This is a genomic window from Bradyrhizobium sp. BR14999, from assembly GCF_056106085.1.
In genome coordinates this window covers 2281078-2306045 of record NZ_CM148536.1, presented here as the reverse complement: position 1 = coordinate 2306045, position 24968 = coordinate 2281078, and the positions used below count along the sequence as shown (strand labels likewise).

General features: G+C 58.6%; 20 protein-coding genes. 6 read left to right on the top strand and 14 right to left on the bottom strand.

Annotation, left to right across the window (positions count from 1 at the left end; translation table 11 throughout):
* Window positions 1-2: 2 nt before the first annotated feature.
* Window positions 3-608, top strand: a complete 606-nt coding sequence (locus ACR9YP_RS10690) for a CDP-alcohol phosphatidyltransferase family protein (RefSeq protein ID WP_474219686.1) — start codon at window positions 3-5, stop codon at window positions 606-608.
* 238 nt (window positions 609-846) lie between these two features.
* Window positions 847-1953: a pyridoxal phosphate-dependent aminotransferase gene (locus tag ACR9YP_RS10685; RefSeq protein ID WP_474219685.1), complete on the top strand. Its 1107-nt coding sequence runs from the start codon at window positions 847-849 to the stop codon at window positions 1951-1953.
* A gap of 500 nt (window positions 1954-2453) precedes the next feature.
* Here ACR9YP_RS10685 and ACR9YP_RS10680 read toward each other — a convergent pair whose 3' ends face one another.
* Genes ACR9YP_RS10680 through ACR9YP_RS10670 form a run of 3 tightly spaced genes read right to left on the bottom strand, consistent with a single transcriptional unit; the run spans window position 2454 to window position 5211 of the window.
* Window positions 2454-3650, bottom strand: a complete 1197-nt coding sequence (locus tag ACR9YP_RS10680; RefSeq protein WP_474219684.1) for a PIN domain-containing protein — start codon at window positions 3648-3650, stop codon at window positions 2454-2456.
* Window positions 3651-3659: 9 nt separating this feature from the next.
* Window positions 3660-4559, bottom strand: coding sequence for a hypothetical protein (locus ACR9YP_RS10675; protein WP_474219683.1), 900 nt, complete (start codon window positions 4557-4559; stop codon window positions 3660-3662).
* Between the two features lies 1 nt (window position 4560).
* Window positions 4561-5211 carry a TauD/TfdA family dioxygenase gene (locus ACR9YP_RS10670; protein ID WP_474219682.1) on the bottom strand — a complete coding sequence of 217 codons (651 nt, stop codon included), beginning with the start codon at window positions 5209-5211 and terminating at the stop codon, window positions 4561-4563.
* A 177-nt stretch (window positions 5212-5388) separates the two neighbouring features.
* On the opposite strand from ACR9YP_RS10670, the gene ACR9YP_RS10665 reads away from it, so the two are divergent.
* Window positions 5389-6054, top strand: coding sequence for a recombinase family protein (locus ACR9YP_RS10665; RefSeq protein ID WP_474219681.1), 666 nt, complete (start codon window positions 5389-5391; stop codon window positions 6052-6054).
* A 616-nt stretch (window positions 6055-6670) separates the two neighbouring features.
* On the opposite strand, the gene ACR9YP_RS10660 is transcribed toward ACR9YP_RS10665, so the two are convergent.
* The 11 genes from ACR9YP_RS10660 to ACR9YP_RS10610 all read right to left on the bottom strand — a co-directional run bounded on the left by ACR9YP_RS10660 (window position 6671) and on the right by ACR9YP_RS10610 (window position 22106).
* Window positions 6671-8173, bottom strand: a complete 1503-nt coding sequence (locus tag ACR9YP_RS10660; RefSeq protein ID WP_474219680.1) for an alkaline phosphatase family protein — start codon at window positions 8171-8173, stop codon at window positions 6671-6673.
* A gap of 976 nt (window positions 8174-9149) precedes the next feature.
* Window positions 9150-10565, bottom strand: a complete 1416-nt coding sequence (locus ACR9YP_RS10655) for an MATE family efflux transporter (RefSeq protein WP_474221027.1) — start codon at window positions 10563-10565, stop codon at window positions 9150-9152.
* Window positions 10566-11581: 1016 nt separating this feature from the next.
* Window positions 11582-13150: a porin gene (locus tag ACR9YP_RS10650; protein WP_474219678.1), complete on the bottom strand. Its 1569-nt coding sequence runs from the start codon at window positions 13148-13150 to the stop codon at window positions 11582-11584.
* 826 nt (window positions 13151-13976) lie between these two features.
* Window positions 13977-15106 (bottom strand): IS3 family transposase gene (locus ACR9YP_RS10645; RefSeq protein WP_474219676.1). Its coding sequence is split into 2 segments (ribosomal slippage): window positions 13977-14845 and window positions 14845-15106, totalling 1131 coding nucleotides; the frame shifts between segments, so codons are not numbered across the junction.
* A gap of 701 nt (window positions 15107-15807) precedes the next feature.
* Window positions 15808-16644 carry an ABC transporter permease gene (locus ACR9YP_RS10640; protein WP_474221026.1) on the bottom strand — a complete coding sequence of 279 codons (837 nt, stop codon included), beginning with the start codon at window positions 16642-16644 and terminating at the stop codon, window positions 15808-15810.
* Window positions 16645-16686: 42 nt separating this feature from the next.
* Window positions 16687-17619 carry an ABC transporter permease gene (locus ACR9YP_RS10635; protein WP_474221025.1) on the bottom strand — a complete coding sequence of 311 codons (933 nt, stop codon included), beginning with the start codon at window positions 17617-17619 and terminating at the stop codon, window positions 16687-16689.
* Window positions 17619-18617 (bottom strand): ABC transporter ATP-binding protein, encoded by a 999-nt coding sequence (locus tag ACR9YP_RS10630; RefSeq protein WP_474219675.1) that lies wholly within the window; start codon window positions 18615-18617, stop codon window positions 17619-17621. Before ACR9YP_RS10630 ends, ACR9YP_RS10635 begins: the two co-directional genes overlap by 1 nt.
* The gene (locus ACR9YP_RS10625) at window positions 18614-19600 is read right to left on the bottom strand and encodes an ABC transporter ATP-binding protein (protein ID WP_474219674.1); all 987 of its coding nucleotides are present in this window, start codon (window positions 19598-19600) and stop codon (window positions 18614-18616) included. The genes ACR9YP_RS10630 and ACR9YP_RS10625 overlap by 4 nt, the downstream gene beginning before the upstream one ends.
* 23 nt (window positions 19601-19623) lie before the next feature.
* Window positions 19624-20151 (bottom strand): hypothetical protein, encoded by a 528-nt coding sequence (locus ACR9YP_RS10620; protein ID WP_474219673.1) that lies wholly within the window; start codon window positions 20149-20151, stop codon window positions 19624-19626.
* A 50-nt stretch (window positions 20152-20201) separates the two neighbouring features.
* The gene (locus tag ACR9YP_RS10615; RefSeq protein ID WP_474219672.1) at window positions 20202-21782 is read right to left on the bottom strand and encodes an ABC transporter substrate-binding protein; all 1581 of its coding nucleotides are present in this window, start codon (window positions 21780-21782) and stop codon (window positions 20202-20204) included.
* A gap of 102 nt (window positions 21783-21884) precedes the next feature.
* Complete coding sequence (locus ACR9YP_RS10610) at window positions 21885-22106, bottom strand: hypothetical protein (RefSeq protein ID WP_474219671.1); 222 nt, start codon at window positions 22104-22106, stop codon at window positions 21885-21887.
* Between the two features lie 85 nt (window positions 22107-22191).
* Here ACR9YP_RS10610 and ACR9YP_RS10605 point away from each other — a divergent pair, with 85 nt between their 5' ends.
* The 3 genes from ACR9YP_RS10605 to ACR9YP_RS10595 all read left to right on the top strand — a co-directional run bounded on the left by ACR9YP_RS10605 (window position 22192) and on the right by ACR9YP_RS10595 (window position 24965).
* The gene (locus tag ACR9YP_RS10605; RefSeq protein ID WP_474219670.1) at window positions 22192-23391 is read left to right on the top strand and encodes a pyridoxal phosphate-dependent aminotransferase; all 1200 of its coding nucleotides are present in this window, start codon (window positions 22192-22194) and stop codon (window positions 23389-23391) included.
* 11 nt (window positions 23392-23402) lie between these two features.
* Window positions 23403-24272 (top strand): isocitrate lyase/phosphoenolpyruvate mutase family protein, encoded by an 870-nt coding sequence (locus ACR9YP_RS10600; RefSeq protein WP_474219669.1) that lies wholly within the window; start codon window positions 23403-23405, stop codon window positions 24270-24272.
* 411 nt (window positions 24273-24683) lie between these two features.
* Complete coding sequence (locus tag ACR9YP_RS10595) at window positions 24684-24965, top strand: helix-turn-helix domain-containing protein (protein WP_474219668.1); 282 nt, start codon at window positions 24684-24686, stop codon at window positions 24963-24965.
* Window positions 24966-24968: the final 3 nt, after the last annotated feature.

Here is a 24968-nt window from a genome sequence, read left to right as displayed (position 1 = left end):
CAATGCTAAAATACCTTTGGGATCCAGCGAACGCCATAACAATTACAGGTCTCCTCTTTTCCTCCACCAGCCTGTTTCTTGCTCTCTCTGAGCGCCTCGAGCTATCTGTGGCAGTAGCGCTTTGGGCTGTTCTATCGGACCACCTCGATGGGTTTGTGGCAGGTCGTACGAAGGGGCGCGATCCAGATGTTGCAAAGATGGGAGCGAGCCTCGACGGGTTTGCCGATATTGTCTATGGAGCCGTTCTGCCTGCGGTAATTGTGGTACAAGTCAGCCAAGCCTCGCCGCTCGCCCTTGCGACCGCAACCATGCTACTGATCGCCGGTGCAATAAGGCTTAGCTACTTTGCGAACTTTGGCCGCTCGTGCGATGAATGCTTCTTAGGCGTTCCCTTGTCTTACGACGTGCCATTCCTGGCGCTCTTATTTCTTCTTAAGCCTCTCATTCCTGCTGAAGCATTTTCTGACGTCGTGAGCATTGGCTTCTTGCTGCTCGCTATGGCGCATGTCGCGCCTGTTCGTGTGCCACCACTCAGCGTAACAATGTATGCGGCAATAAGCATGTTCGCAGTCGCATCATCGGTGGCTTTGGCCAGTCGGTCGCTTTGATTGCGGATGGAAGTATGATCCAGCGAGTGAGCTGCTGCGTGTTGCAGGCTTCCCTACCATCCAGGTCACGTGATGACGTGTAGTCTCGCCAATCGCAATGTGCGCGCACCAGTCTTATTGCCGGGCAACTTTTGCGCGAATCGGCGCTCGCCGATGGTTGTTCGCCGTGAGCTAGTCGAGAGAACGCGATCATTCTCGAATTTTCGCCGGCCCTGAAACGTTTCAGCTAGTCTCACACATGAACAGCACGGCACAAATCAACGTACCGCTTAGGTCGGGCGACGTCTCTGACCTCGTCAACCGATTCCCCGGCGGCTATTGGAAATATGACATCAAGGACTTCGTCCTTCTGGTGAATCCTTATTTTCCGCCGCAAGCGTTCCTTGACGAACTTAAGGACGCTCTACCGCGGCTTATCACCTGCTATCCCTCTCCTAATGCGCAGATGGTTCAGCTTCTTGCGGATGCGGTGACGATTCCGGCGCATAATCTGGTCATTTGCAATGGCGTGGCTGAACTGATTCCCATCCTTCTTGGTCGACTGGGTATGAGGATTGCGGTCCCGGTCCCAACCTTCAATCCCTATGAAACCACTGCCTTGCCCGGGCGGTTGTCGCGCTTTATCCTGCCACCGCCAGATTTTGAACTCGATGTGCACTGCTATGCAGCGTTTGCGCGTGCAAATGGTGTCGACGGCGCGGTCGTGATATCGCCGAATAATCCAACTTCGCGGATCGTTCCCTATGCGGATTTGCTATATCTCGCTTCCGCGCTTCGAGCTCAACAGCAACTCCTATTGATCGACGAGTCATTTATCGAGTTTAGTGAAGTCGGACGAAGTGCGAGCCTGGAAAATCACTTACTCGAATTTCCCAATGTGCTCGTTCTCAAAAGCCTCGGAAAGATTTACGGGACATGCGGTTTGCGGATCGGGTATGCGGCATCGGCAAATGCACAGATGATGGATGAAATTAGAGCTGCCCTGCCCACGTGGAATGTCAACACGTTTGCGGAGTTTTTTCTAAGCAAGCTTCCTCACCTGGCGCACGCGGCAAAACAGAGTTGGATGAGGGTGGGCAGCGACAGGGACAAATTGTACGCAGACCTGCGCAGCATCGACGGAATGCGAGTTCTGAAGCCAGATGCAAATTTCGTGTTCTGCGAACTCCCGCCCCATTTTCCGGATGGGGACGTGATCGCCTCAAAACTTTTGAAAGATAGACGGATATTGATCAGGCACAATGGCGGCAAGACGCTTCAGAATGGCAAACGATTCTTGCGCATCGCAAGCCGCACTGAAGACGACAACAGGCTTTTGGTGGAAGCACTGAAAAGTCATTTCTGATTAGCGCAACCGCCCCCGGTACCGAGCCTTCGAATTTGTCGGGACATCTCCCCCCGGAGTTTCTTGGCACCGCGCGAAGGCACAGGCCACGACTCCGTCGGTGCGGGCCAAGCAAACTCCATTATCTCTCAGGTGAACATTGACGGTGTGGACACTCAGGGCTTTTCGATTGCGTCGTAGACCTCTTGTATCTTGTAAATGCTCGGTTCTCCTCCAATTGTACCCACCTCGCCGTCAACCACGTAAGCCATCCTGAATGGACTGTCCTGTTGCTCGATAATGGCCGCCTTCACCTGCGGGGTCATGAAATGCAGCTTGACCGGCTTCGGTGAGAATTTCTCGATGATGCCCTGTCACCCGTTTTCGCTTTGATGTCACCCTTCATCTGATGCAATTGAAGTAAGCTCCCCCTTGAAGCTCCCGCTGGAGGAAGGAGGAGGGCCAAGAAAACGATGAGCACCATTCTGCAGTGCTGCCTGCTACCACCGGCAAGGCTGCCGTCAGAAGGGAACTAGATCGTCTCCACCGGTCGGGAGGTCATCTGGCATTTCGTAATTTTCTCCGGGGTCTGGTTCATAGTCCGGCTCGATAAAACCGAATTTGATGGAACGCGGCCCTTTGACTATTTCTAGGTTCGAGATGTCGAACTGCGCAGAGGCGCCTTCGCGCTCAAAGGTGACAAGAACTTTGAGAGGAATGTCTTCAGCGGTCCGTGCGGACACGGAACCTGCCGAGGTGGAGTCCTTGTCGATAGAATCATAGATGGATAGGTAAAAGGTTGTTTCGGCCTCTACAGTGGCCTCAAGGTCAATTTCGGCCACGAGTATGTTGGCAGCACTCTGGATCAAAGAGAACTCATAATTCTCTTCGTCTCCGATCAATCTAGATTCTTCTAGCACCAGCTCCACATGATCCGGTTCGATCTCGTAAAAGCTCTCGCCCTCGCCGTATACGTCGTAGCTCGCAAGGGCATTTCCGAGCAGAGTTTCAAATCGCCTCGTCAAATCCGGGACGATGCCGTGGTCGATTGACTTGAATAGCTCCTGCACTATTGCACGAGCCTCCTCCGCGTGCTGTTGCAAGACCGACAGGCCATCAGCCAACTCCCCGCGCAAGTCGAGCCAATCGTGTTGGTCCGCGTAAGCGTTCCAACCCTTATCTTGGCTTACCCCCAGAACTCTAAGATTTTGATCGGAAGCCCATAGCTTAAGCGACAGCAGCGCTATTGCATCTGGGAACTCAGCCTTGTTCTTGCCGGCGGCCGAGAAGGGTGGAGACGGCTGAAAATACGCCTCGACCAAGTCCCCCATAGGCAGGTTTGTTACTCTAACAATTTCTGCACCGATTTGGTCCAGAAACCGGTCTAGTCGAACACGAGCCACCGCCCGGATGTCCACATCCTCGGCGACAAACGGCACACCCTTTACTGCGAGGCCATGGTCAACCGCCTTCTTATGAGCCGCGGCCGCAGCGTCTTTTGTGGCCCTCGTCTTTTCAACCAAGTGCTTGAAAATTTCTTTCACAACGATTTCAGACACGACTACACGTACTGGCCCCGCCTTGAACTGCTTTAGTTGCGAAAGCAGGCCGCCATCGAAGTTGAACGAGTTGGTCTCCACCGTCTGGGTGTCGAATGTGATGGCATCGTAGTGCATGTGGGATTGCGCCACAGCACCTGGTTTTTCCTTGGTCGTCACATGCGCGCCCTACATGTTGTCGTATTCATGATAGTGCTCGGGCTCATACAGATCATGCAGGCTCGTAGATTCTACTTTTTTGAAATGCGTCGGAAGGCCCGCATGGGCAATCTCTTCGATAGAGCTGAATGACAAGTCGCATGAGGTGCACTTGAACGCTGTTGCAAGGTATTCGACTTCGTTGAAGAGTTCACCCTCTGAGTACTGTTCCGGTAGTTCTTTGAATCTTCGTCCAGTCAACAACGCCTTATTTTTGCATGCGGGGCATGCGCAGGCGTGATTATTACTCCCCGGAAAGGCTAGTGCAGTGGAGGCGGCATCCTGCAGCTTCTTCTTTTCGTCGTCAGATTTTGACTCGAAAACCTTCTGATGCGCGGCCACCTTCGACTTGACGCCACTAAGAACGCTTTGATTGAGGGTCTTGATCAACTCCTTTGCCATCTTAGTCTCATCTTTGCCCAGAAAGTCGGACATTGGCTTCCCGATGAACTCGTGCAGCACCGACACAGTTTCGAAAAATCGGGCGAGCCATTTGTCTGTGCCAAGATTTTCGTATGGAAGGTCTGCGGTGTGAACATGAGCATTCCGTTGCAGAGCAAGAAATTCGCACAACTCTCGGTGCTGCGTCTGAAACGGGTCAACGATTTTTTCTACCCGAAGGTAGACGGAATGCGCAGGCAGCGAGCGCGGCTTTGCGAACGTGTAGCCGCAAGCGTAGAGCACATTAGAATCATCTCTGGGGTCTGCATTTAGAACCGGATGCACCTTCGTGAGTGCACTTCTAGCCAAGCATTCAAGCGCCAGCGATGCAAAAAAGGCGAACTCGGGTGAGCCGTGATCGCTCTCGTTAGCTCGGTCCATAAACAGCTTCGCTTTCTTCCATAGCCCCTCTGATTCCCAAGCCTTCACGTCAGCCTCCCCCAATCAATATACGCTTCAGCACCCGGTTCGCATCGGGACGCGTGCTTGTTCCACGGGCGTGAACCATGCGCCGATTGTCGATAATCAGTAGGCATTCCGGCTCCCAAGAAACATGGGTCTTGTCGGAACGATTGATCCGCTGCTCAACAAGCGCCTCCAGTTCTCGCGCTTCCCTAGTCATAGGGCGCATACAATCCTTGTCGTAACGGACTGCGATACCATCGGCCAAACGTTGGGCTAGCATGCAAAGCCGTGGCCTCACGTGGCCGGTTTTCCATAAAGCCCGGCAAGCCAGCTCAATTTCATCATCTTCGAGCTGCCACGCCCGAGAATCTTGCAAAAGGGTCTCGCGCTTGCCCTCGCCCGGATCAATGCAAAACAGCACCAAGTAGCGAGCCGGCTCATCCCAATGGGCTGTGTCCGTATGAAACGGAAACGCGTCGGTGCCATACCGGCTTGATAGCGTGTTTGCCTTTGCTGATTTTGGTGACTGAGGCCGAATGTCACGCACAGGCATTGGACTGCGCGGGTCCACCCGTACATTTCCAAGAGGTTGGACAATATCGAGCAAGTCGCTTTCGTGGACGCCCCGTGCGAAAACGAAGCCATGTGATTCTAGTTGGCTCACATCGATCGGCACGTCAGTATCCCCTGCCTGAGGCATGCAAAACGGAATCGCAGGGATTCCATAACGCGTGTTCACCCTCAAGCACAACCTTGTTACAAATTCAATTTGTGTAAATGGGAGCCGGCCGGGCTGAGGGCAAATTCGTCTCATACTTGCGGGTATCGCGGGATAAGCAGGGCAAAAGCGGACTTGGCCTTGAAGCTCAGCGGGCTGGCGGTCGAGAACTACCTGAACGGCGGCAAGTGGAAAGTGCTTGCCGAGTACGTCGAGGTGGAAAGCGGCAAGCGCAACGACCGGCCCAAGCTCACAGCGGCTTTAGCTCACGCCAAGGTATCAGGTGCCAAGGTAGTCTTCGCAAAGCTGGACCGGCTCACGCGCGATGTTGATCTGCTCAGGGCTCTCGCGGCAAGCAATGTAGACTTGGTGTTCTGTGACCTTCCCAGCGCGCCCCCAGGTGCCATGGGGCGCTTCCTTCTCACACAGATGGCGGCGTCGGTAGCTGAGCTGGAGGTCGTGCTCGTTGGCGAGCGCACCAAAGCAGCCCTTGCTGCTGCCAAGGCCCGCGGAGTGAAGCTCGGCAATCCCAATGGAGCCCGCGCCCTCCGGGGTAAGCAGATTGGCAACGAGGATGCCGTGGCGAAGATCAAGGAGAACGCGGCTCAGCGCGCGGCGGTCCTCAAGGGCATTGTGGATGACATTAGGGGCTCGGGGATCACCACGGTGCGCGGGATCGCCGATGAGATGCGCGCTCGGGGCATCAGGGCGCCTCGGGGAGACGTGTCGGTAGGCCTCGCGCTGCGGCTCGTGCAGTTGCTGATTGCCGTTGATGTTCGGCGTGCGGTTCTGAAATGGTGAGGGCATAGGAACTCTTGCGGTTGAATCCCATACTAACGCTACTTTGATTAACCGGTCTTGCAGAGCGCCGAAGGCCCGGGGTCCGCTGTTGGAGTTTCGGATCATTAGTTAGGATCGACCGATCTCGCAGCCTTGAGCGGCGCACATCATTTCCTGCTTAGTGTAGATCCACCAAGCGCCGAACTGCTTCCGGTCGGGTAAGAGCGGATTTTTGCTTGGCGAGGCGGGGCTCATTTTTACCCGCCACGCCAGCTGCGAACTAAGCTAGGCGCCCGCAATGTTCGCAGCGCGGCCGCCCTCCGGTGCCGGAGGCGAGATATTGCCGTTCGATGTTATTGCCTTCGGTACACTTGTCGTTGTCGTGATAGACGTTTCGCGCATTTGGCTTCTTTGAATGAAATGGTGGCACTTTCGACATAAATCGGCCCTTCCCGATGGATGGTATTTATTCGCACAGGATAGCAAACATGTGGGTTTGATTTGATGCAGTGACCCTGGGGGTGAGCGCATAAATTTCGCGTTCCATCGATTTTTTCGACGAATTGCACTATCGATCACAGATCGAGATACGCAACGCGACTATCCCCTTGATGAGGTTTGCGGATCGACGCTCATTTTATGTCAGGTTGCTGGGACGAGCTACGACGTCAGCAGAATCAAGATAGACGGCCTCGCCGACCTGCACACGACGAAGGTGCTGCCGGTATGCGCCGCTGCTGGTCTCGTATATCTTCTCAATCGTACTAGGCTGGTCCTCTCCATCATGGATAAAGACCTCTGCGAGGGCACGACCGGTCATCGTTGCCGGCCGCGAGAGGCCCAGAAGACCGAGCACTGTCGGCGCAAAATCGCAAATACTCGAGGGGACTTGTGAGGCGAAGCCGCCTTTGATCAGCGGTCCCGCCAAAATGCCGACCGACGACATCTCCTTGGCATGCAGCCCGCCGTGCACTCCGAAGCCGACCGGCCCATCCGCACTCCAAGTGCGGCCGCTAAGGCCAAATGGATCGAGTCTGTCATCCGACCGGAACGAGAACAGGATGTCCGCCGATCGGGCATGGTCGGCGAACACCAAATGACGGGCAAAGCTGCCCGGTGCAATGCCATCGACCGCGCCCCCCGCGGTGAACACCGGCCCACACCAGGGCCTTTCGATCATCGCCCCGACCGCGCGGCTGATAAGGTTTTCCGATGGCTCGGTGAGGTAAATTGCTCCGACCTGCCCAGGTATGACGATGGCATCGATCCCGGCCGCCGGTGTCGGGCCGCAGCGCAGCCCCGCAGCCTCAAGCGTCTCGAATAGATCGGCCTGCGCATGGACCGTCACGTGTCCATGATCGGAGGCGGCGATCAGGTGCACGCCTTGGGACAAGCCCTCAGCCTCCCACCAATCGAGCACGCGGCCAAACTGCCGATCGACAAAGCTGATTGCTTCAAGCGTCTTTGGCGCGCCAGTCCCACAATCGTGCGAGGAGATATCGGGCTCGCCGAAGGAGAGGATGGCGACGTCGGGCCGAAGCCGAGGCCAGATGACGTCGAGAAACGCTGAAGTCAGAAAGGCTTGAGAGGCAAGATCTGGGGTGCCCGTGGGCGGGGGCGCCGGCGTCGGCCCGAGCAGAGCTTCCACTTCTCTGAGCATCTCGGCCGAGGTCGCGATACCAGGGAAGTGACCGGAGAGCGTCACGTGGCCGAACTTTCGAGCCTTATGGTTCAGCAGGCGCGTTGCCCCCGCCGAGTTGGAAGCCAGGACCGCGAAGGTCCCGCCGTTCGCCGCTAGAATCTCGCCAAGTGACGGCACACCTAGTAGATGGCCGCCGCTCGCAGCGTCAAGATCCTCGATCATGCGCGCGTCACTCGTGTCGACGAAGCGCGGAATCGGCGACTGCTGGTCGAGATATGAGTTTCCAACGATGCCGTGGCGATCCGGCGTCGCGCCCGTGACGAGGCTCGTGAGCGCTATTCGTGTTTCGCTGGGATAGACGGTGCGCTGCCGGGCCAGCACCGCACCGCGGCGCTGAAGCCTGACCAGATTCGGTGTTAGTGATGGCTTGACGAGATCGGGTCGAAGCCCGTCGAACAGCACGATGAGAACCCGATTCCGGTGCGGTCGTTCGAACATGATCGTAAAGCTTTCGTCTAGCTGGGAGATAGCGGATCGGGAGCGCCCAGGACTTGGCTGACGCGCCAGCGCCATCGACTTGGAGCCGACGCTGATTGCTAGCGCTAGCGCAATGCGGGTACGGAGCTCCCGGCTATGCTGACCAACGCCGGGCCAGCGTGTCGACCGGTCCCGAGCCCGGATTAGCGGCTCGCGAGCGCCAGCAGCTCTCCTCAGCCGCAGTCTGGGCCGAGTTGGATTGGACACCGGCTGCACTGTTAGCAGTTTGGTCTGAGCATGCTCGCCTGATGCACGTCTCCGGGCGCAGCGCAAAGCTTCGGAATTCATCACAGGCCCCGAGGGCCGCCGAGCCTCGGCGGAACGTTAGGCAGGACATCGAACAAGCCGAGGGTAGCCTTGGCCTCGCAAGCCGGATTGGCAAATGCCGCGTCCAACCGAACCTGCTCGCCGCCGTAACCGATCCTGATCTGGTCGCCATTGCGATTGAGCCAGGAATCGTCGCTGATGTGGGTCGTTTCGCGTGGCGGCTTGATTCCAGCGGTTGCAATGCATCTCGTGTGCTTGGGAGGAATTCCGCAGCTGCGGAGCTTGCAGACACCGGTCGGCGTGTTGAAAAATGATATGCCTGACTAACGGTGATCGCATCGACGCCCGGTGCGCGCCGCTGGGCCGCACGATTTGCCGGCCTTGCTCTCGAAGGGAGGGACCGGTTGAGCCATTCTGCCAAGAGTGACAAGTTTGAAAGCCCGCAAGTGGTCAGAGCACACTTTGAGGATTCCTACCCGCTCTCAAACGAGCTAACCATTTTGGCTATCGTTTTTTGAAATGAATTGATCGAAGAATACGATGCTAGTTGTTATCTACAGTCGCGCCATGAATCGCAACGTTCAGTTTTTCGGCCAATCTTGCGTTTCGACCCGGTCGCATCGGCACCGGCAAGCATGCTGGCGTATGTTTGGCATCAGTGATGCGCGCATCAGTGAATGCGGCTTGTCAAGTGGCGGAACCGCAGAACTAGGAGCGCCGCATAGATGGTCGTTCCGATCGACAAGCCAATCCATATACCAATAGCGCCCAAACCGACCTTCAGGCCGAGCCAATAGCTGACGGAAAATCCGATCAGCCACCAAGCAATGGCCCCAAACAGAAGCGGCACCCGCGTGTCCTTCAGTCCGCGCAGGCCACCTGCCGCAATGCACTGGGCGGCGTCAGCGATAAAGAGGGTTGCGGCGACGATGAGGAGCTTTGCAGCGAGACGGATCGTTGCCTCGGAATCGGGAGCCGATCTACCCAGGAACAGCTGAACGATCTCAAAACGCGCGGCGATCAGCGCGAGTGTTAGCATTGCAGCTATGGCAATACCGATCAGCATCGACCCCAAATTTGCCCGCTTGACGCCTGCACTGTCGCCGCGGCCGGCTGCATGGCCAACGCGCACGGCTGCGGCCGTGCCAACGCCGAGATAAATCATGAACAGGATCGCGGCGATCTGAACAGCGATCTGATGAGCGACCAGTGCACTGGTGCTGATCAAGCCCGCCAGCAGCGACGTGGCCCAAAATAGTCCTGACTCGATCAATGACGTTACGGAAATCGGCGTTCCAATTGCGATGAGCTGCCGCATTGCACGCCAATCGAAACGCCAGAGTTGCGCAAGCACATGGTAGTCACGGAACGGCTGGCGCAATGCAGCGAACCACAAACCGGCCAAGAACATGCCGCAGTTCACCAGCGTGGTCGCAAGCCCTGCCCCGAACAGCTCCAGCCGGGGCAGCCCAAGCTTCCCATAGGTCAGCATATAGACCAGCAAGGCATTGAGGGGGATGGCTGATAGCGTAATCCACAAGACAGGCTGTGGCCGATGGACCGCCCCCATGAAACTGCGGATAGCCAAAAACGCCAGTGCCGGAGCCGCGCTGAAGCCTAATCCGGAGAGGTATTGCTGGGCGAGCCGCGCCACATCTGGGGCCTGGCCTAACGCAAGCAATATTTGCTCCGCTCGCAGCGCCACAGCAATGATCGGGAACGACAGGACCAGGGCCGTCCATAAACCCATGCGCAGCGTACGCCGTACCGCGGCTATATTATTCGCGCCAAACGCCTGCGCTGCCAAAGGTGCGATGGCACTTAGTAGACCCACGCCGAAGGTGACGCCGATGAGATAGAACCGGCCTGCCAGCGCTGCCGCGGCGAGCGCCTCAGCGCTGATGCGCCCGATGAAGGCAAGATCAGTCGTCATCATTGCGATCTGCCCAACCTGCGTCAGCACCATTGGCCACGCGAGTTTCGCGATTTCGCTGAGCTCGACCGCGAAACGATGGATAGCGGTCCGTCCAGCCACTTTTCGCGAGATTAATACCGGCCTTGTCTTGGCTCTCTTGTCCATAATCATGCCGCCGTTTGCGTCGGCGACACGTGCCGCCTCATTCACGGGCCGCTTCCTAACCGGAGTTCGCGCTCAGCCCGCGATGCAGGCTCACAGGCAACCTCGTGCGGCCGCACGTTTAGACGCGAAAACGGACCACGGCTTGGACGCTTGACTTCGGCCAGCGCGGTCTCGATTTTCGCATGCGATAAGCGCCAGGAAGAGGCTGCAGATGCCGCCACAGACTTCGCCAATCGCCGCAATCGCGCCACCGGTGACGGCGTGCCTCGGGCTGGAGCGAGGTCGATCACAGAGGTAAATTCATACGGGAGCCACTGCGTTGATGCGAAGATTGGAGAACCCGAACTCGGACCCAATCCACGCCATGAACTGAGAGCCCATCATCCCGTAAGCCATACCTGCACTCCTGAGCAATCGAGGTTTTCCCCTTCAAAGCCCATGCCAACTGCGACAGCTTGATTATCGATGCTTGCCCATCCAAGCGGCCTCTCGCCGGATCGACAGCATGTCGCAGATAGGACAATCGGCATTGCACGCTCGAGCCTCTGAGGGCGGCAATGCGACCACTCAATGAGTGGCGATTTCATCGGTTATGAAGATCTGGCGTTATGAAGATCTGACGGATGATCCGTCACGAGCTCTGTACACTTGCGCCTGCTCGCGACTGAATCACAGAGATCGATATGCAGTCGCACGCGGGCCCCCGGACCCCGTGGATTGCCGCTCCACTTAAGTCCTTGAGTTCCGATCCAGTACGCCCCCTGGTTCGTTTTCAATCGAGATTCAAGAGTTGGAGCCTGCAATCCATGACTGGCGCACTCGATCTCCCAAGTGCCTTCGGTGTCTCACCTTTCAGCTCGAGGCCTTTATCTGCGCAAAAGAACTGGGCGTGTCCGTCTGACCAAAAGTTGCCCATAGAGGTAGAAGGCCCTCGGCGGGCATGCCGAAGGCCTCCTTGGAGGTTAATGTGGATCCATAGAGCCTTTTCTCTTCTCCTTATCGCTCTGGGGTTTGGCAGAGACTCACCAGTTGCGCTGAGCTCGGAGCAGCAGGGTCAGCGTGCTCTGGTCCTTTAACGCGTAGGTCGCAGCTGGTTTGGCGACAGCCGAAAGCAGCGGTAATGTTACCGTGCTTCCGCTCGCGTATTTTTGGTCGAGCATGGTGTAGGCGAGGTCGGCCGTGAAGGTCAGATTCCTGATCGGGGTCCAGCGCGTGACGAGGCCAACAACTCCGTAATTGAAGTCGGGATTACAGCCAGCCATGCCGCTCGAAAGCGCAAGTCCCGCAACGAACGCACTGCAGATATACCCCTTGGCGGTGCTTCCATGCCGAACGGCGGCCCACGCGCCATAAACGGCCGTATTCCACTGTGGATCCCAGTTATGGGTGTAGCCACCACGGAAGCCGTAGGTCGTGGTCAACTCCTGACCGGCGCCCGCAACGAACACGGAGTCGGACAGACCGGCCAGGCCGACGCTCTGGTAACCGCTCGCCGGGCCTGTACCGCCGTATATCGCGTAGGTGGTCGCCATCAGGTCGTTGAAGTTGTAACGGGTCGCACCATTCGTATACGCGGCGGACAAGTTGATTGTGTCACCTATCCCTGTCGGGATGTTTTTGAGTGATAAGGCCAACTGAGCAGCCCAGCCCCATTTGTCGCCTGGATGGCCGGTGGTTTCGTCAACACCGTAATAGGCCGCATGGTTATCGTGCGCAGCAAGTGATGCCTGAAAGAGGCCCCAGGCCTGATCGATGCGGGCCATCGCGATAAGGTCAGGCGAGCGAGAAGCGCCGATGTCGTTGGTGCCGTAGGCCCCCGTCGCGAGGCCGGCAGCCGTGGCGCCGCTCACGTTCCAGATGTTGGTTGTACCATAAACGACTTGATCCTGGGCCGAGAGCGAAGCTGTGATGCCTTGGCCGAAGTCGGCAGTATAGGTCAACTGGTTCACGCCAGTGACCCAGCCGCCGCCACCGGGTAGATCATCATATTCGTTCGCCGGATAGTTGGTCCAAGGCGCGGAGAACTGCGAGACCGCCTTTCCCACGGTAAAGCCGGCGAACTGGATAAACGCGGAGTAGACGCCGAGCGATCCCTGTGCGATCGCTCCACTGCCCTGTCCTCCGGACACAGCAGCGTTATAGGTGGTTGCGCCTGCGACCTCGCCTGTACCGGCACCGATATAGCCACCCGAGGTCCAGCTGAACACGCCTTGGAAGAAGGTGCGAGCCGCGCCGTACTCGGTCGCAGTGCGCGTGTCGATACTCAAGCCCTCCCGCGACCGCCAGGTGTAGGAATTGCTGAGGCGATTTCGAGCTCCCGCAACACCATTAGCTGCGGGGTCAAAGTCGCTGTTGCTGTTCAACACGAAGTCAGCGCGTAGATAACCACCCAGCTTGATGCACGTGTCCGTGCCGGGAATGTAGTAGAAGCCGGCGCCATATAGCGCGCAAACCCTCACGTACTCGATCGCTTTGGACTTGGCAGGAAGATCGGCTGCTTGTGCAGCTTCCAACGCGAATAAGCTTGCCGCTGACGTCAGTACAAGCCGTTTGATCGTTCGATGTGGAGAGCTCAAATTTGAGAATGTCATTGCCCTATCCTCTTGGTCAGAACTTGTGCGGGCGAGGCTGTATCGTCGTCACGCAAACCTTCGGTGACAGACATCAAATCATGCGATAGGACGTTCTGGTTTAATGATGGCATTCCAAGAAAACGCGACCGGCTCAAAAAACCGGCGCAATATCGATCACGGGTTCGATGCGCAAAGTGACCCACGAAACTCCGTTGAGAGCTTGACGGAGTTTTCTGGCTCCTCATGTTGCATGTTTGTGATGCAGCACCTCAGCGGATAGAATGTTGGCACACTGCATTTTCAGATAAACAATTCAGCCGCCTTTATCGCGTTTGCGCGCCTGCAACGCCGGGGTGGCTTGGTCAGAGCTAAGGTTGCGTTGGCGGATACTTAATGTAGGCGCTATGGGGTCGGCGTGGAGCTTTATTACTGCCGGTCGCGCTGAATGCCAAAGGAACGACCTTGAAGCAGAGTCGATCGTCGATCAGGTGACGCAGAGTGAGGTCACAGATGTCGGCCACCGGAAATCGGCTCACCAAAACAGACGGAAAGTCCGTAAAGCTCAACTCTTTCTGCCAAACCGACTTCCGGGCCAGTAATGAGCTTAAGGCAGGCAGGTACTCGATAAAGATCGCCAAACGCGACCTTTTGGTCGTTGAGCAGCCAGGTCGAAACGCCGGCGTAGACTCAGTCAAACAAGAGCTGGCTCCGGTTGTTTGGACAGCGCCCCGCGGAATTTAAGTGGATTCCTGCCGGGTTACACTGACTGCGGGGCTTTGCGATTTTGTCGTTGCGTCGGGAGGGCGTAGCCCGACCAGAGCGACGACAAAATCGCGGGCGACGATCATGCGGCCATCACCATCGCTTGCACGCCGAAGTAAGCCTCGTCGGGCGTGCGTTCGTCAAGGCTCGAGTGCGGGCGTCCCCGATTGTAGAACGCCAGATATTTGGAAATCGACGCTCGCGCCTCGGACACGCTGTCGTAGGCGCGCAGATAGACTTCCTCGTATTTGATCGTGCGCCAGAGCCGCTCGACGAACACGTTGTCACGCCAGGCGCCCTTGCCATCCATGCTGATAGCGATCTTGGCGTCCAGCAGCACGCTGGTGAAGTCGACGCTCGTGAACTGGCTGCCCTGATCCGTGTTGAAGATCTCGGGCCTGCCGTGCTTCGCCAACGCCTCCTGGAGCGCTTCAACGCAGAACATCGTCTCCATCGTGATCGATACGCGATGGGCCAGGACCCGCCGGCTGAACACATCGACGACCGCCGCGAGGTAGACGAAGCCACGTCGCATCGGAATGTAGCTGATGTCCATTGCCCAGACCTGGTTCGGCCGCTCGATCTTCAATCCGCGCAGCAGGTACGGGTAGATCTTGTGGCCCGGTGCGGGCTTGCTCGTGTTCGGGCGGCGATAGATCGCCTCGATCCCCATGCGCTTCATCAGCGTCGCGACGTGGCGGCGGCCAACCTGCACGCGCTCACGCCGCAACAGCGATCGCAGCATGCGCGCCCCTGCGAAGGGATAATCGAGGTGCAGCTCATCGAGCCGGCGCATCAAGGCAAGGTCCTCGGCCGAAACCGGCCGAGGTTCATAGTAGACCGTGCTGCGAGCAAGGCTCAGGACTTTCGCCTGGCGCACGACAGGCAGATCATGGTCGCGGTCGATCATCGCTTTGCGCTCAGCAGGCCCGCCTTGGTGAGCGCGCTCTCTAAAAAATCATTCTCCAAGGCCAACTCGCCGATCTTGGCATGTAACGCCTTCAAATCGACCGGCGCCTCGGCCGGTCCCTTGTCCTGCCCAAACACGCCGGCGGCGCCTTCCAGGAGCTGGTTCTTCCAGGTCGTGATCTGGTTCGGATGGACATCAAACAGTTGCGCCAGCTCGGCCAACGTCTTCTCCCCCTTCACGGCCGCCAAAGCCACCTTCGCCTTGAATGCCGGAGAATGCGTCCGGCGACTCCTCTTCGGCATCTTCGCTCCTGATTCGCGGCGAGAATCCTCGCCGCTGTCAGGCAGAAAATCCACTCAAGCTACTGTCCGAATTTGCGGAGCCAGCTCTAACATGCCCCCGCAGGACACGATATAAATTCACGCCCCCGAGCACCGATCGTAAGTCGCGCCACAAGCTTAGTGTCCTAGCTCGGGTCAACTTCCCGAGCCCGCGGCCAGCGCGATCCGTATCCTCTCTCGTTTTCCGACCAGAGAGAGAGAGAGAGAGAGAGAGAAGCTCCACCACTGACTCGGATTGAAGATCAGGAATCCAAAGGTGATGCTCGCGCGGAGCGCCCCAGCGCCACCTGCAGAGATTATCCTTGAGCTCATCATCAAGCCCGCATGTAGCAAGACAGCAGTCGATGACCTGTTCCGAAGTTTCGCCTTTCGGCCCAAGATGATGGTGCGCGTGTACGTCAGCGCATGACTAGCTCATGCAGCCGATTGGTGATATCGCCACGCTCGCAGACGCTGGCACACAGTTTGATGTCTCGACCAGCAACAGCTCGCATGCCCCGCTGGTCCAGCAAACCCAGCCGCTTCAGGTCTCCCTGCGGATGCTGGCTCCAGGCAACGAAGTGCCCTTCACTATTCGAATGCGGCGGCCGCGGGATCGGTGCAGCTAGTCGAGAGGCAGGATGTCGCGGGGCTGACGGAGCGACAGCAGGGTTCTGGAGGTCTCACGATAATGTCCTATCGATCCGGTCGCGCAGCCAATCCCCGACGAGCGAAATTGACAAAGTCGTGAGCGAGATGACCAGCGAAGGCAGCACAAGGATCCAGGGAGCACGGGTCAGATAGTCACGACCGTAGCCGACCATATTGCCAAGCGACGTAAGCGGCGGCTGCACTCCAAGTCCAAGAAAGCTAAGACCGCTCTCGAGCAGAATGATGTCCGGAAACGCGAGCGTCATGGTGACGATCAGGGTCGACGCGATGTTCGGCATGATGTGGCGCAGGTAGACGCGCCATGGGCTTGCGCCAAGCTGGCGTACGGCGATCACATAGGCTTGCTCGTTGGCGCTCATCGCAAGCGCGCGGGTGACGCGGGCGTAGCGTTCCCATCCGTGCAGACCAATGAGCCCCACGAAGAGGAGCAGAGAGTTGCCGAAGAAGGCAAGCACTGCGAGTGCCAAAACGAGAAACGGCATGCTCGCTTGGAAATCAACACAACCGAGGATGACCTGCTCTACCCAGCCGCGGAAGTGAGCGGCCAAAATGCCAAGCGTGATACCAAGGACGGCGCCGATCAACGTCGCCCCGAAGGCAATAAGTAGGCTGATGCGGATCGATATGGCCAGGCGCGACAGCACGTCCCGGCCGAGCTCATCCGAACCGAAGGGATGCGCGATGGTTCCGCCGAGGCCAAGAGGTGCAGCGAGGCGATGATGAAGGTCGAGGGCTGCATAGTCATAAGGGGCGAGGCGATCAGCAAAGGTTGCGACAAGAAGCATGAGCCCTAGCCAGGCAACCGCTATTCCGATCGCGCGGTCGCGCCACCACCACAGCCTGCGCATCCTCGAAGACGGCAGAACTTTTCCTGCGGAAATGCTCGACATTTATCGCCTCCGAGAGCGCAAGTCGCGCAAACGTGGATCGAGCATGCCATAGAGCAGGTCGATCGTGACATTGGTGGTAATCATGGCGGCGGCCACGACGAGCATGATGCACTGGACGACAGCCAAATCACGACTCGCAACTGAGACGACCAGGAGGCTGCCAATGCCTGGCCACGAAAAAACGCTTTCGACGAGCACCGTTCCCGCGATGAGATTGCCAACCATGAAACCGACGATGGTTAGCACCGCTATGGCCGCGTTCGGCAGAGCGTGACCAGTCACGACGCGGGGCCAAGGCACACCCTTGGCGCTGGCGGCACGAATATAGGGCTGCCCAAGCACCTCGAGCATGGCGCTGCGGCTGAAACGGGCCAAAACGGCCGCGCCGCCCAGACCCAACGTGATGACAGGCAGCACCAAATGCTGCCAACCGCCGGCGCCGCCCGAGGGGAACCAGGGAAGCTCGACTGCGAAAGCCAGCACGAACACGAGGCCAAGCACGAAAGATGGCACCGTGAAGCCCACGACCGCGACCATCATCACCAATCGATCCGCGATGCTATCTCGTTTGAGAGCTGCGTAGATGCCGGCCGGAATGCCGATCAACAGATTGAGGATCAGCGCTGGCGCAGTCAGCATCAGCGTGACAGGAATGCGATCAGTGACGACGGTGATCGCGGAACGCCCATCACGCATCGATTGGCCGAGATCTCCATGAACGACCGCAAAGAGGTATCTGGCGTATTGCACCCAAAGTGGCGCATCGAGCCCCCAGGCCTTTCGGAAGGCCTCGACCGCTTCCGCCGGGGTTTCCGGCGACAGCAACGCGCGGGCGGGATCGCCGGAGGCGCGCAGCACCACGAATGCGAATGTGACCACAACTGCGATGGTCAGCAACGCTCGCGCCAAGCGGACCGCTATGAAGCGAGCCATCATGCCTCCTTGTTGAGTTCGCCACCATGATCGCCGATCAGATGGCAGGCGACGCGGCGCCCGTCAGGAGCGGGTCTGAGCTCTGGGGCGAACCCCGCGCAAAGTGGAAGCGCTACTGGACAGCGAGGATGGAATGCGCAGCCGCCCGGTCGCGCAGCCGGATCGGGCGGATCTCCTTGCAGGATCGCGCGAGACCGATGTTTCCCTGGCCTCGGCACCGCGGAAACGAGCGCCCGCGAGTAAGGATGCAAAGGATCCAGAAGAACCGCCTCAGAGGCGCCTTCCTCGACGATGGCGCCGAGATACATCACAGCAATCCGATCGCTGATCAGCCGGACTACCCGCAAATCATGGCTGATGAAGATCATCGCCATGTGCCGCCGCGCCTGCAGGTCGCGTAGAAGATTGATCACTTGCGCCTGGATCGAGACGTCGAGCGCCGATACTGGCTCGTCACAGACAATGAGATCTGGATCGGTCGCAAGTGCACGAGCCAGGACGGCACGCTGGCGCTGGCCGCCTGAAAGCTCGTGCGGATAGCGCCTGAGGTGATCGGTCCTGAGCCCCACATCCGCGAGAAGCGCATTGACCCGCCCGTCTCGTTTCGACTTGCTGCCGAGCCGATGAATTTCCAGCGGCTCGGCTATTTGCGCCCCGATCGTCAGGCGGGGATCGAGCGCAGCTAGCGGATCCTGAAACACCATTTGGATTCGCATCCTGAGCCGGCGCCATCGAATATCGCCCATAGCAGGCAAAGCTTCTCCGCCGAAGGACACCGTGCCGGCATCCGGCCGGTCCAGGCCGATCAGGAGCCGGCCCGTAGTGGACTTACCGCAGCCGGATTCGCCAACCAGTCCGAGGGTTTCGCCGCGAGCCAGCCGCAGAGAGAGCCCATTGACCGCGTGGACCATTGCTGGACGGTGGAAAAGGCCCTGTTGCAAGCGATAACGGCGGACAAGCCCATCGGCTTGGAGGATCGGCGGAGCAGTCTCGGTCATGCAGCCACGACCTCGCCCGCGGGAGGTTCGCTCGTGACATGCAAGCAGGCGGCTCTGTGTCTGATGTCGCCATCCAGCGAGGCGAGCTCAATCTCCCATTCACTGCAGCGTCCGATCCGCCGATCGCAACGAGGGGCGAAAGGACAGCCTGGCGGAAAATCGGCTGCGTTTGGCACGACACCCGGAATAGCGAAGAGGCGTTGCCGCGGCGCATCCAGACTTGGAAGAGCCGCAAAAAGACCTCTCGTATATGGATGAGCAGGTTGGTCAAAAAGACGGTAGGCCGGCAATTCTTCGACGATGTGCCCCCCGTAAAGGACCATGACGCGTTCACAGATCTCGCTGACGACGCCGAGATCATGCGAGATCAGGACCAGCGCCATGCCTGTCTCGCGCTGGATCTGCCGCAGAAGCTCAAGGATCTGCGCTTGAATGGTGACATCCAAGGCGGTGGTAGGTTCGTCAGCGATCAAGATGTCGGGCTGCCCTGCCAGAGCCATGGCGATCATGACGCGCTGGTTCTGCCCGCCGGATAATTCGTGGGGATAGGCGCCAAGGCGGCGCGCTGCATCGGGGATTCCGACCTGGTCGAGCAGACGTCGCGCTTCGGCAAGCGCCGTGCGGCGGTCCGTACCGCGATGGAGGCGCAGGGCTTCAGAGATCTGATCGCCCACCGTGCGCACAGGATTAAGCGCGCTCGCGGGGTCCTGGAAGATCATGGCGATCTGCCCGCCGCGCACCTTGTCGAGGCGAGAGGCTGGTGCATGGAGCAGCTCCTCTCCGGCCAGTCGTACGCTGCCCGTTATTTTGGCGCGTTGCGTCAACAGTCCGAGCGCAGCAAGCCATGTCACGGATTTGCCGCAGCCGCTTTCGCCGACCATGCCCAGTGACTCGCCCCGCCGTAGAGTGAGATCGATTCCGCGCAGCGTCGGCACACCGTCGAACGCCACACGCAAACCTGCGATCTGAAGAAGCGCCTCCATGCGAGGTCCCTGCCCTTCCCGCATCATAGCGATCGCATCAGGTCGGTTGGAACGCCGCCCTTGCCGTGACAGGAGAGAAACGACGCTATAGGGGCATCCTCGGGGGGCAACTCCGCCGACATTCGGCGATCAGCGGCAAGCGTGCCTACCCAGCGAGACAATTGCGCGACAGGTTGGCGCGCGCGCCTGGAACTGCTGGCATCGACAACGTCTGCAAAGGAGCACGAATGCTCACCAAATGAGATCGTACCATGCGCCTCGGGATGGTCGATGTTCGTGCAGCTTTCACACATGGGCCGGGCACCCCCAACAGTCTTGACTTCGCATCCGATCTCAAGGCGCTCCGTCACTTGCCAGCGCGCTGTCAGATCGTCGGCGCAGTTCGGAGCCGGGCTTTGATGAATGCGGCGCAGCGTCCGCGCCTCCCAGGCGGCGCGGCTGTCCCGTCGCATCGTCGGCGAGACTTTGAACAGGATTGCGAGATCGCCAGCAGCAAGGTTGTCGTCAAACCAGCTTATCGCCAAGACCCTCTGGCCGAGGGCTAGCTCCAAGGGGGAATTGCTATCGCACAATGGTCGATTCCAGGTGTGCCTCATCGCGATCAGGTCCGGATCAGAGCTCTGTTGAACGGGCCGAAATTGAGGTCGAGCGTTAGCCCCGGCAGCCACGGCACGTCGCGACGCTTGCCATAGAACTGGCCGGACACGTGCAGGATCACGCAAGGCGGATCGATCTCGTTGATGATCTCGAGCATGCGACGGATGATCGGCCGGCGCTGTTCGCCCTGGACGGTGTCCTGGAGTTTTGCGCCGAGCGCGAAATATTCCTCGTTCCTCCAGATTCCGATTGACTTTGGCAGGGTGCCGCTCGGCCCGTATTCACGCCAGGGATGGCCGAGATGATCCAGAAAGAGTGCCGTATTGGACGTGTCAAAGATGGCACGCACCGGCTGGCGCTGAATCTGCGCGAAGTTTTCCATCATCTGAAGTTTGACGTTCAGGCCAACCGCACGCCACATCTCGATCATGGTCTGCGCGCCAGAGACCTGATTGGGGTAGTAGTTGTTGAGCAGACGATAGGTGATCTGCTCTCCCTTGTAGCCCGTTTCGGCCAGCAGCTCCTTGGCTTTGTCGGGGTCATAGGCAAGCGAGGGGAACTCGTTTATGTAGCCTTCGCCGTAGCTCGGCAACTGGTAACCGTTCGGTATCGGGAGCCGGTCCTCCCATAAGCTCCGCACGATCAGCTTGCGGTCGAGCGCAAGGCTCATCGCACGGCGAACACGCGCATCCTTCAGAAGGGGATCGGTCTGATCAAAGACGAGCGAGCGGATATTTTGCACGGCACCGCCGACGACCTCGAGATCTGCACGCTTTTGGATGCCCGCAAATTGGTCCGGCGGAATGTCAGTGGCAATGTCGAGCTCGCTGGCGAGCAGGCCATTCACGCGCGCGGAAAGTTCGGGAATGATGCGGTATTCAATGCCATCGAACGGCGGCCGCCCGCCCCAATACGCATCGTGGGCGGTCAACGAGACACGAATATCCAGCTTGTGATCGACGAGCTTGTAGGGACCGCTTCCGACCGGGGCAGTGGTCCAGCGCTCCCACGAGCCCGCCGCCACGAAGGCGCGCTGACTGACGATCTCCGATCCCCAAGCAGCCAGACGCTGCTCGAGGAGCGCGTCAGCGCCCTTTGCATGCACAATGACGGTGTAAGGATCGACAATTTCGACCTTCTCGAGCCGATCAAGCGACTGAAGCGCCTCGGACATTCCGCTGCGTCCGGGTCCCAGCAGGTGGTCAGGACCAAGGCTAAAGGCAACATCTTCGGCCGTCAAAGGCGTTCCGTCATGGAAAGCCACTCCCTTGCGCAAGAATAGCCGCAACGACTGCGCATTGATCCGCTCCCAACGCTCAGCCAAGCTGGGCCGTAGCGCCATGTCGCGGGCGTGGTCGAAGGTGATCAGCGTATCGAAAAGCTGCGGCATGATCCGGCGAATGGCAGTATCGGTCGCGATGACTGGATCGAAGGATCGCGGAAATCCAGACATGCCGACCCGAAGGCGCCGACGAGTCAATGTCTTAGGCTCGCCCTCCGCGGCGCCGGCGCCTGTGCTGGCGAACACGCTTGCGGCAACGACGCCCGCGATGGCTTGCCGTCGCGTCAGATCAATACGGGTCATCACCGCCTCCGGTTCACTTTCATTGATACGAATGCCACAACCGTGAATTCTTAAGATCGGCATGGACTTTGGCGGACCACCGAAATTGGGCGCTTGTGTCATTCAGGCATATTCGCGATTGTGCGCGACCTTAAAAACCTGAACTGCTACGGCGGGATGACGTTCATCGAATAAGTCGATGTAAGCTTGCGAACAGGCGATGGTCGGGCTCCTGGCGCAGGCTGATGAAGAGGAACAGCTGCGAAGCAACGCACCGCGCAAGCGGCCAACAGAGCCGCACGAAGAAGCGATATAGTTATCGCAATCTTCGATGATTTTATCCAAAACCGCGATCACCCGGTTAGTTTAGCCGTTCGCGTTCGGATAGATCCCCACGAAACGGCCCATTTGAATCATAGGATATTGTGTCTTGTCTCTCGTTTCAGAACGGCTCAAGGTCGTCCGCCCCTCTCAAACCGAGGTCATCACGGCTCGCGCCGCCGAGCTGCGCGATCAGGGCGACGATGTGATTACGCTCAGCCAGGGCGAGCCGGATTTCGACACGCCGTCCGGTATCTGTGAAGCTGGCATCCGGGCAATCCGCGACGGGCAAACGAAATACACGGCGGTCGCCGGGGTCAAGCCACTGCGGGAAGCAATTCGCCAGAGCCTGCGTCGCGATCATGGGCTCGACTACGGTATTGACCAGATCACGGTGGGCTGCGGCGCCAAGCAGGTTGTGTTCAACGCACTATTCGCCAGCCTCGATCCGGGCGACGAGGTTGTGATCCCGACGCCGTGCTGGGTCTCCTATCCCGACATGGTGGCCCTGGCCGGCGGCAAGCCAGTGCTCGTCGCCTGCGACGAACTCCATGGCTTCAAGCTGCGCTCCGAGGCGTTGGAGAAGGCGATCACGCCGCGCACCAAATGGTTGATGCTGAATTCGCCATGCAATCCGACCGGTGCGGTTTACAGCCGAAGTGATTTGCTCGCGCTTGCCGCGGTGTTGCGCGAGCATGGCCAAGTGCACGTGCTATCCGATGACATCTATGAAAAGCTCACCTATGACGTCGACTTCGCAACGATGACCGCAGTCGCGCCTGACCTCTACGAGCGCACCTTAACAGTCAACGGCGTATCCAAGGCAGACGCAATGACGGGCTGGCGCGTCGGTTACGGTGCAGGACCTCTGGCGCTGATCAAGGCCATGAACCTCATCCAGGGCCAGACCTCCTCGCACACCAGCTCGATTTCTCAATATGCCGCGCTCGAGGCCCTGTCAGGGAGCCGGGACCATATCAAAGAGTTCGCACGCGCGTTTTTGGAGCGCCGCGACCTTGTCGTCGCCAAGCTGAATCAGGCCAAAGGGCTTTCTTGCCGTGTGCCGGACGGCGCTTTTTATGTTTTCCCCTCCTGCGCGGGTGTCATCGGCAAGCGCACGCCAGACGGCAAGGTGATCGAAAGCGACACCGATTTTGCCATGTATTTGCTTGATGCGTTCGCCGTGGCTGTCGTGCCGGGCAGTGGCTTCATGGCATCACCCTATATCCGGATTTCCTATGCTTCCTCGCTCGAGGAGCTTACCCGGGCTTGCGACCGTATCATTGCCGCCTGCGCGACCCTGTCCTGAAAAATCTTCTGATGTCGCCCAAAAGCCTGCGCGCCCGCATGGCCGAGACTGGCCTGCTCCACATCATGGCCGCCCACAGCCCATTTTCAGCGATTCTCGCGGAAGAAGCCGGATTTGACGGACTGTGGGCGTCCGGCTTCGAGCTGTCGGCGCTTTATGGGCTGCCGGACATGAGCCTGATTTCGGTGACACAGCATCTCGACATGCTGCGGGCGATCGCCGGACGCACGAGGCTGCCGATCGTTGCCGATATCGATACGGGCTATGGCAATGCGATCAACGTCATGCACGCTATCACGGACTATGAGCGGGCCGGCGCCAGCGCCGTTGTCATCGAGGACAAGACTTTTCCAAAAGTGACGAGCCTTGTTGCCGACGGCCGTCAGGACCTGTTGCGCATTGAAGAATTCCAGGGAAAGATCGAGGCTGCCATCACGGCAAGATCGGATCCGGATTTCCTCGTCATCGCCCGCACCGAAGCTTTGATCGCCAGCTTCGGCGAAGCGGAGGCCTTGCATCGGGCGCATGCTTATGCGGAGGCTGGCGCGGACATGATCCTGATCCATTCGAAAAGGAAGACTCCTTGCGAAATCGAAAGCTTTTCGCGCGCCTGGACCGGATCGGTGCCGCTGGTGATCGTACCAAACGCCTACCCTGACCTCGACGCCAAGCGGGTCAAAACGCTGGGCAATGTTTGCATGATGATCTATGGCAATTACGGCATCCGTGCTGCAGCAACCGGCATGCAGGAGACTTTCCGCCGGATCATCGCAGACGGCGGCGTCCAGAACGTCCACAAGGATATTGTACCGGTAGAGGAAATCTTCAGACTCCAGCGAATGGACGAGGTTAAGGCAGCTGAAACGCGCTTTCTGCGCTGAAGGCCAACTCTAACCTTGCCTGAACGGCTGTCGCTGCAATCTCGACGGTTTGCGCCAGCTCATTCATCGGGGCTGCAACTCCATTTCGTTGAATGGAGGACCATCGGCTCCCTTTCAGTCAGCATCTTTGCCTTTGGCTCGAGGCCATTCGCGCAAATGGGGCAGCGGAATCGAACGGCTACGGAGCCAGCCGCACGGCTGAGCTCCGGTCAGCGCCCGCAAAACCTGCGCCGCCGCAAATTGATAGACGGTCGACATACCAGCGCTTGGGCGGCACGGCCCAGCAGCGTCGGGGAACAACGATTCGGTGACACGCATCAAATAATTCGATCGAAAACTTCCAATTTGGTGATGTTTTTAGGTCGGTTATAGCCAGTGGTTTGATGACCATCGAAATGGCTGCCTACGCGCATGAGAGCTCGTGCGCTTGTGGCTTACAATGTGCGCCGGATCCGCGTCGATCGCGGTATTCCGCAAGAGCAATTGGCCTACGATGCAGGTGTTGATCGGTCATATATGAGCGGACTTGAGCGCCAACAGGCGAACCCGACAATCGATCTTCTCGATCGCATTGCCGAGACGCTCGGCGTTGCTGTCTCCGAGCTGTTTGTTCGGCCATCCAAGGGGGCGCCGCCACCCGCTACCTTACCTAAAGGTCGCAAGCCGAAGCCGGCACGCCGCAAAAGGACCTAGCTC

Coding starts and splice junctions, on each gene's coding strand:
- ACR9YP_RS10600 (WP_474219669.1), top strand. CDS start 23,403: ATGTCGCCCAAAAGCCTGCGCGCCCGCATGGCCGAGACTGGCCTGCTC.
- ACR9YP_RS10655 (WP_474221027.1), bottom strand. CDS start 10,565: ATGATTATGGACAAGAGAGCCAAGACAAGGCCGGTATTAATCTCGCGA.
- ACR9YP_RS10660 (WP_474219680.1), bottom strand. CDS start 8,173: ATGTTCGAACGACCGCACCGGAATCGGGTTCTCATCGTGCTGTTCGAC.
- ACR9YP_RS10650 (WP_474219678.1), bottom strand. CDS start 13,150: ATGACATTCTCAAATTTGAGCTCTCCACATCGAACGATCAAACGGCTT.
- ACR9YP_RS10685 (WP_474219685.1), top strand. CDS start 847: ATGAACAGCACGGCACAAATCAACGTACCGCTTAGGTCGGGCGACGTC.
- ACR9YP_RS10630 (WP_474219675.1), bottom strand. CDS start 18,617: ATGACCGAGACTGCTCCGCCGATCCTCCAAGCCGATGGGCTTGTCCGC.
- ACR9YP_RS10615 (WP_474219672.1), bottom strand. CDS start 21,782: ATGACCCGTATTGATCTGACGCGACGGCAAGCCATCGCGGGCGTCGTT.
- ACR9YP_RS10625 (WP_474219674.1), bottom strand. CDS start 19,600: ATGGAGGCGCTTCTTCAGATCGCAGGTTTGCGTGTGGCGTTCGACGGT.
- ACR9YP_RS10690 (WP_474219686.1), top strand. CDS start 3: ATGCTAAAATACCTTTGGGATCCAGCGAACGCCATAACAATTACAGGT.
- ACR9YP_RS10640 (WP_474221026.1), bottom strand. CDS start 16,644: ATGCGCAGGCTGTGGTGGTGGCGCGACCGCGCGATCGGAATAGCGGTT.
- ACR9YP_RS10595 (WP_474219668.1), top strand. CDS start 24,684: ATGAGAGCTCGTGCGCTTGTGGCTTACAATGTGCGCCGGATCCGCGTC.
- ACR9YP_RS10635 (WP_474221025.1), bottom strand. CDS start 17,619: ATGGCTCGCTTCATAGCGGTCCGCTTGGCGCGAGCGTTGCTGACCATC.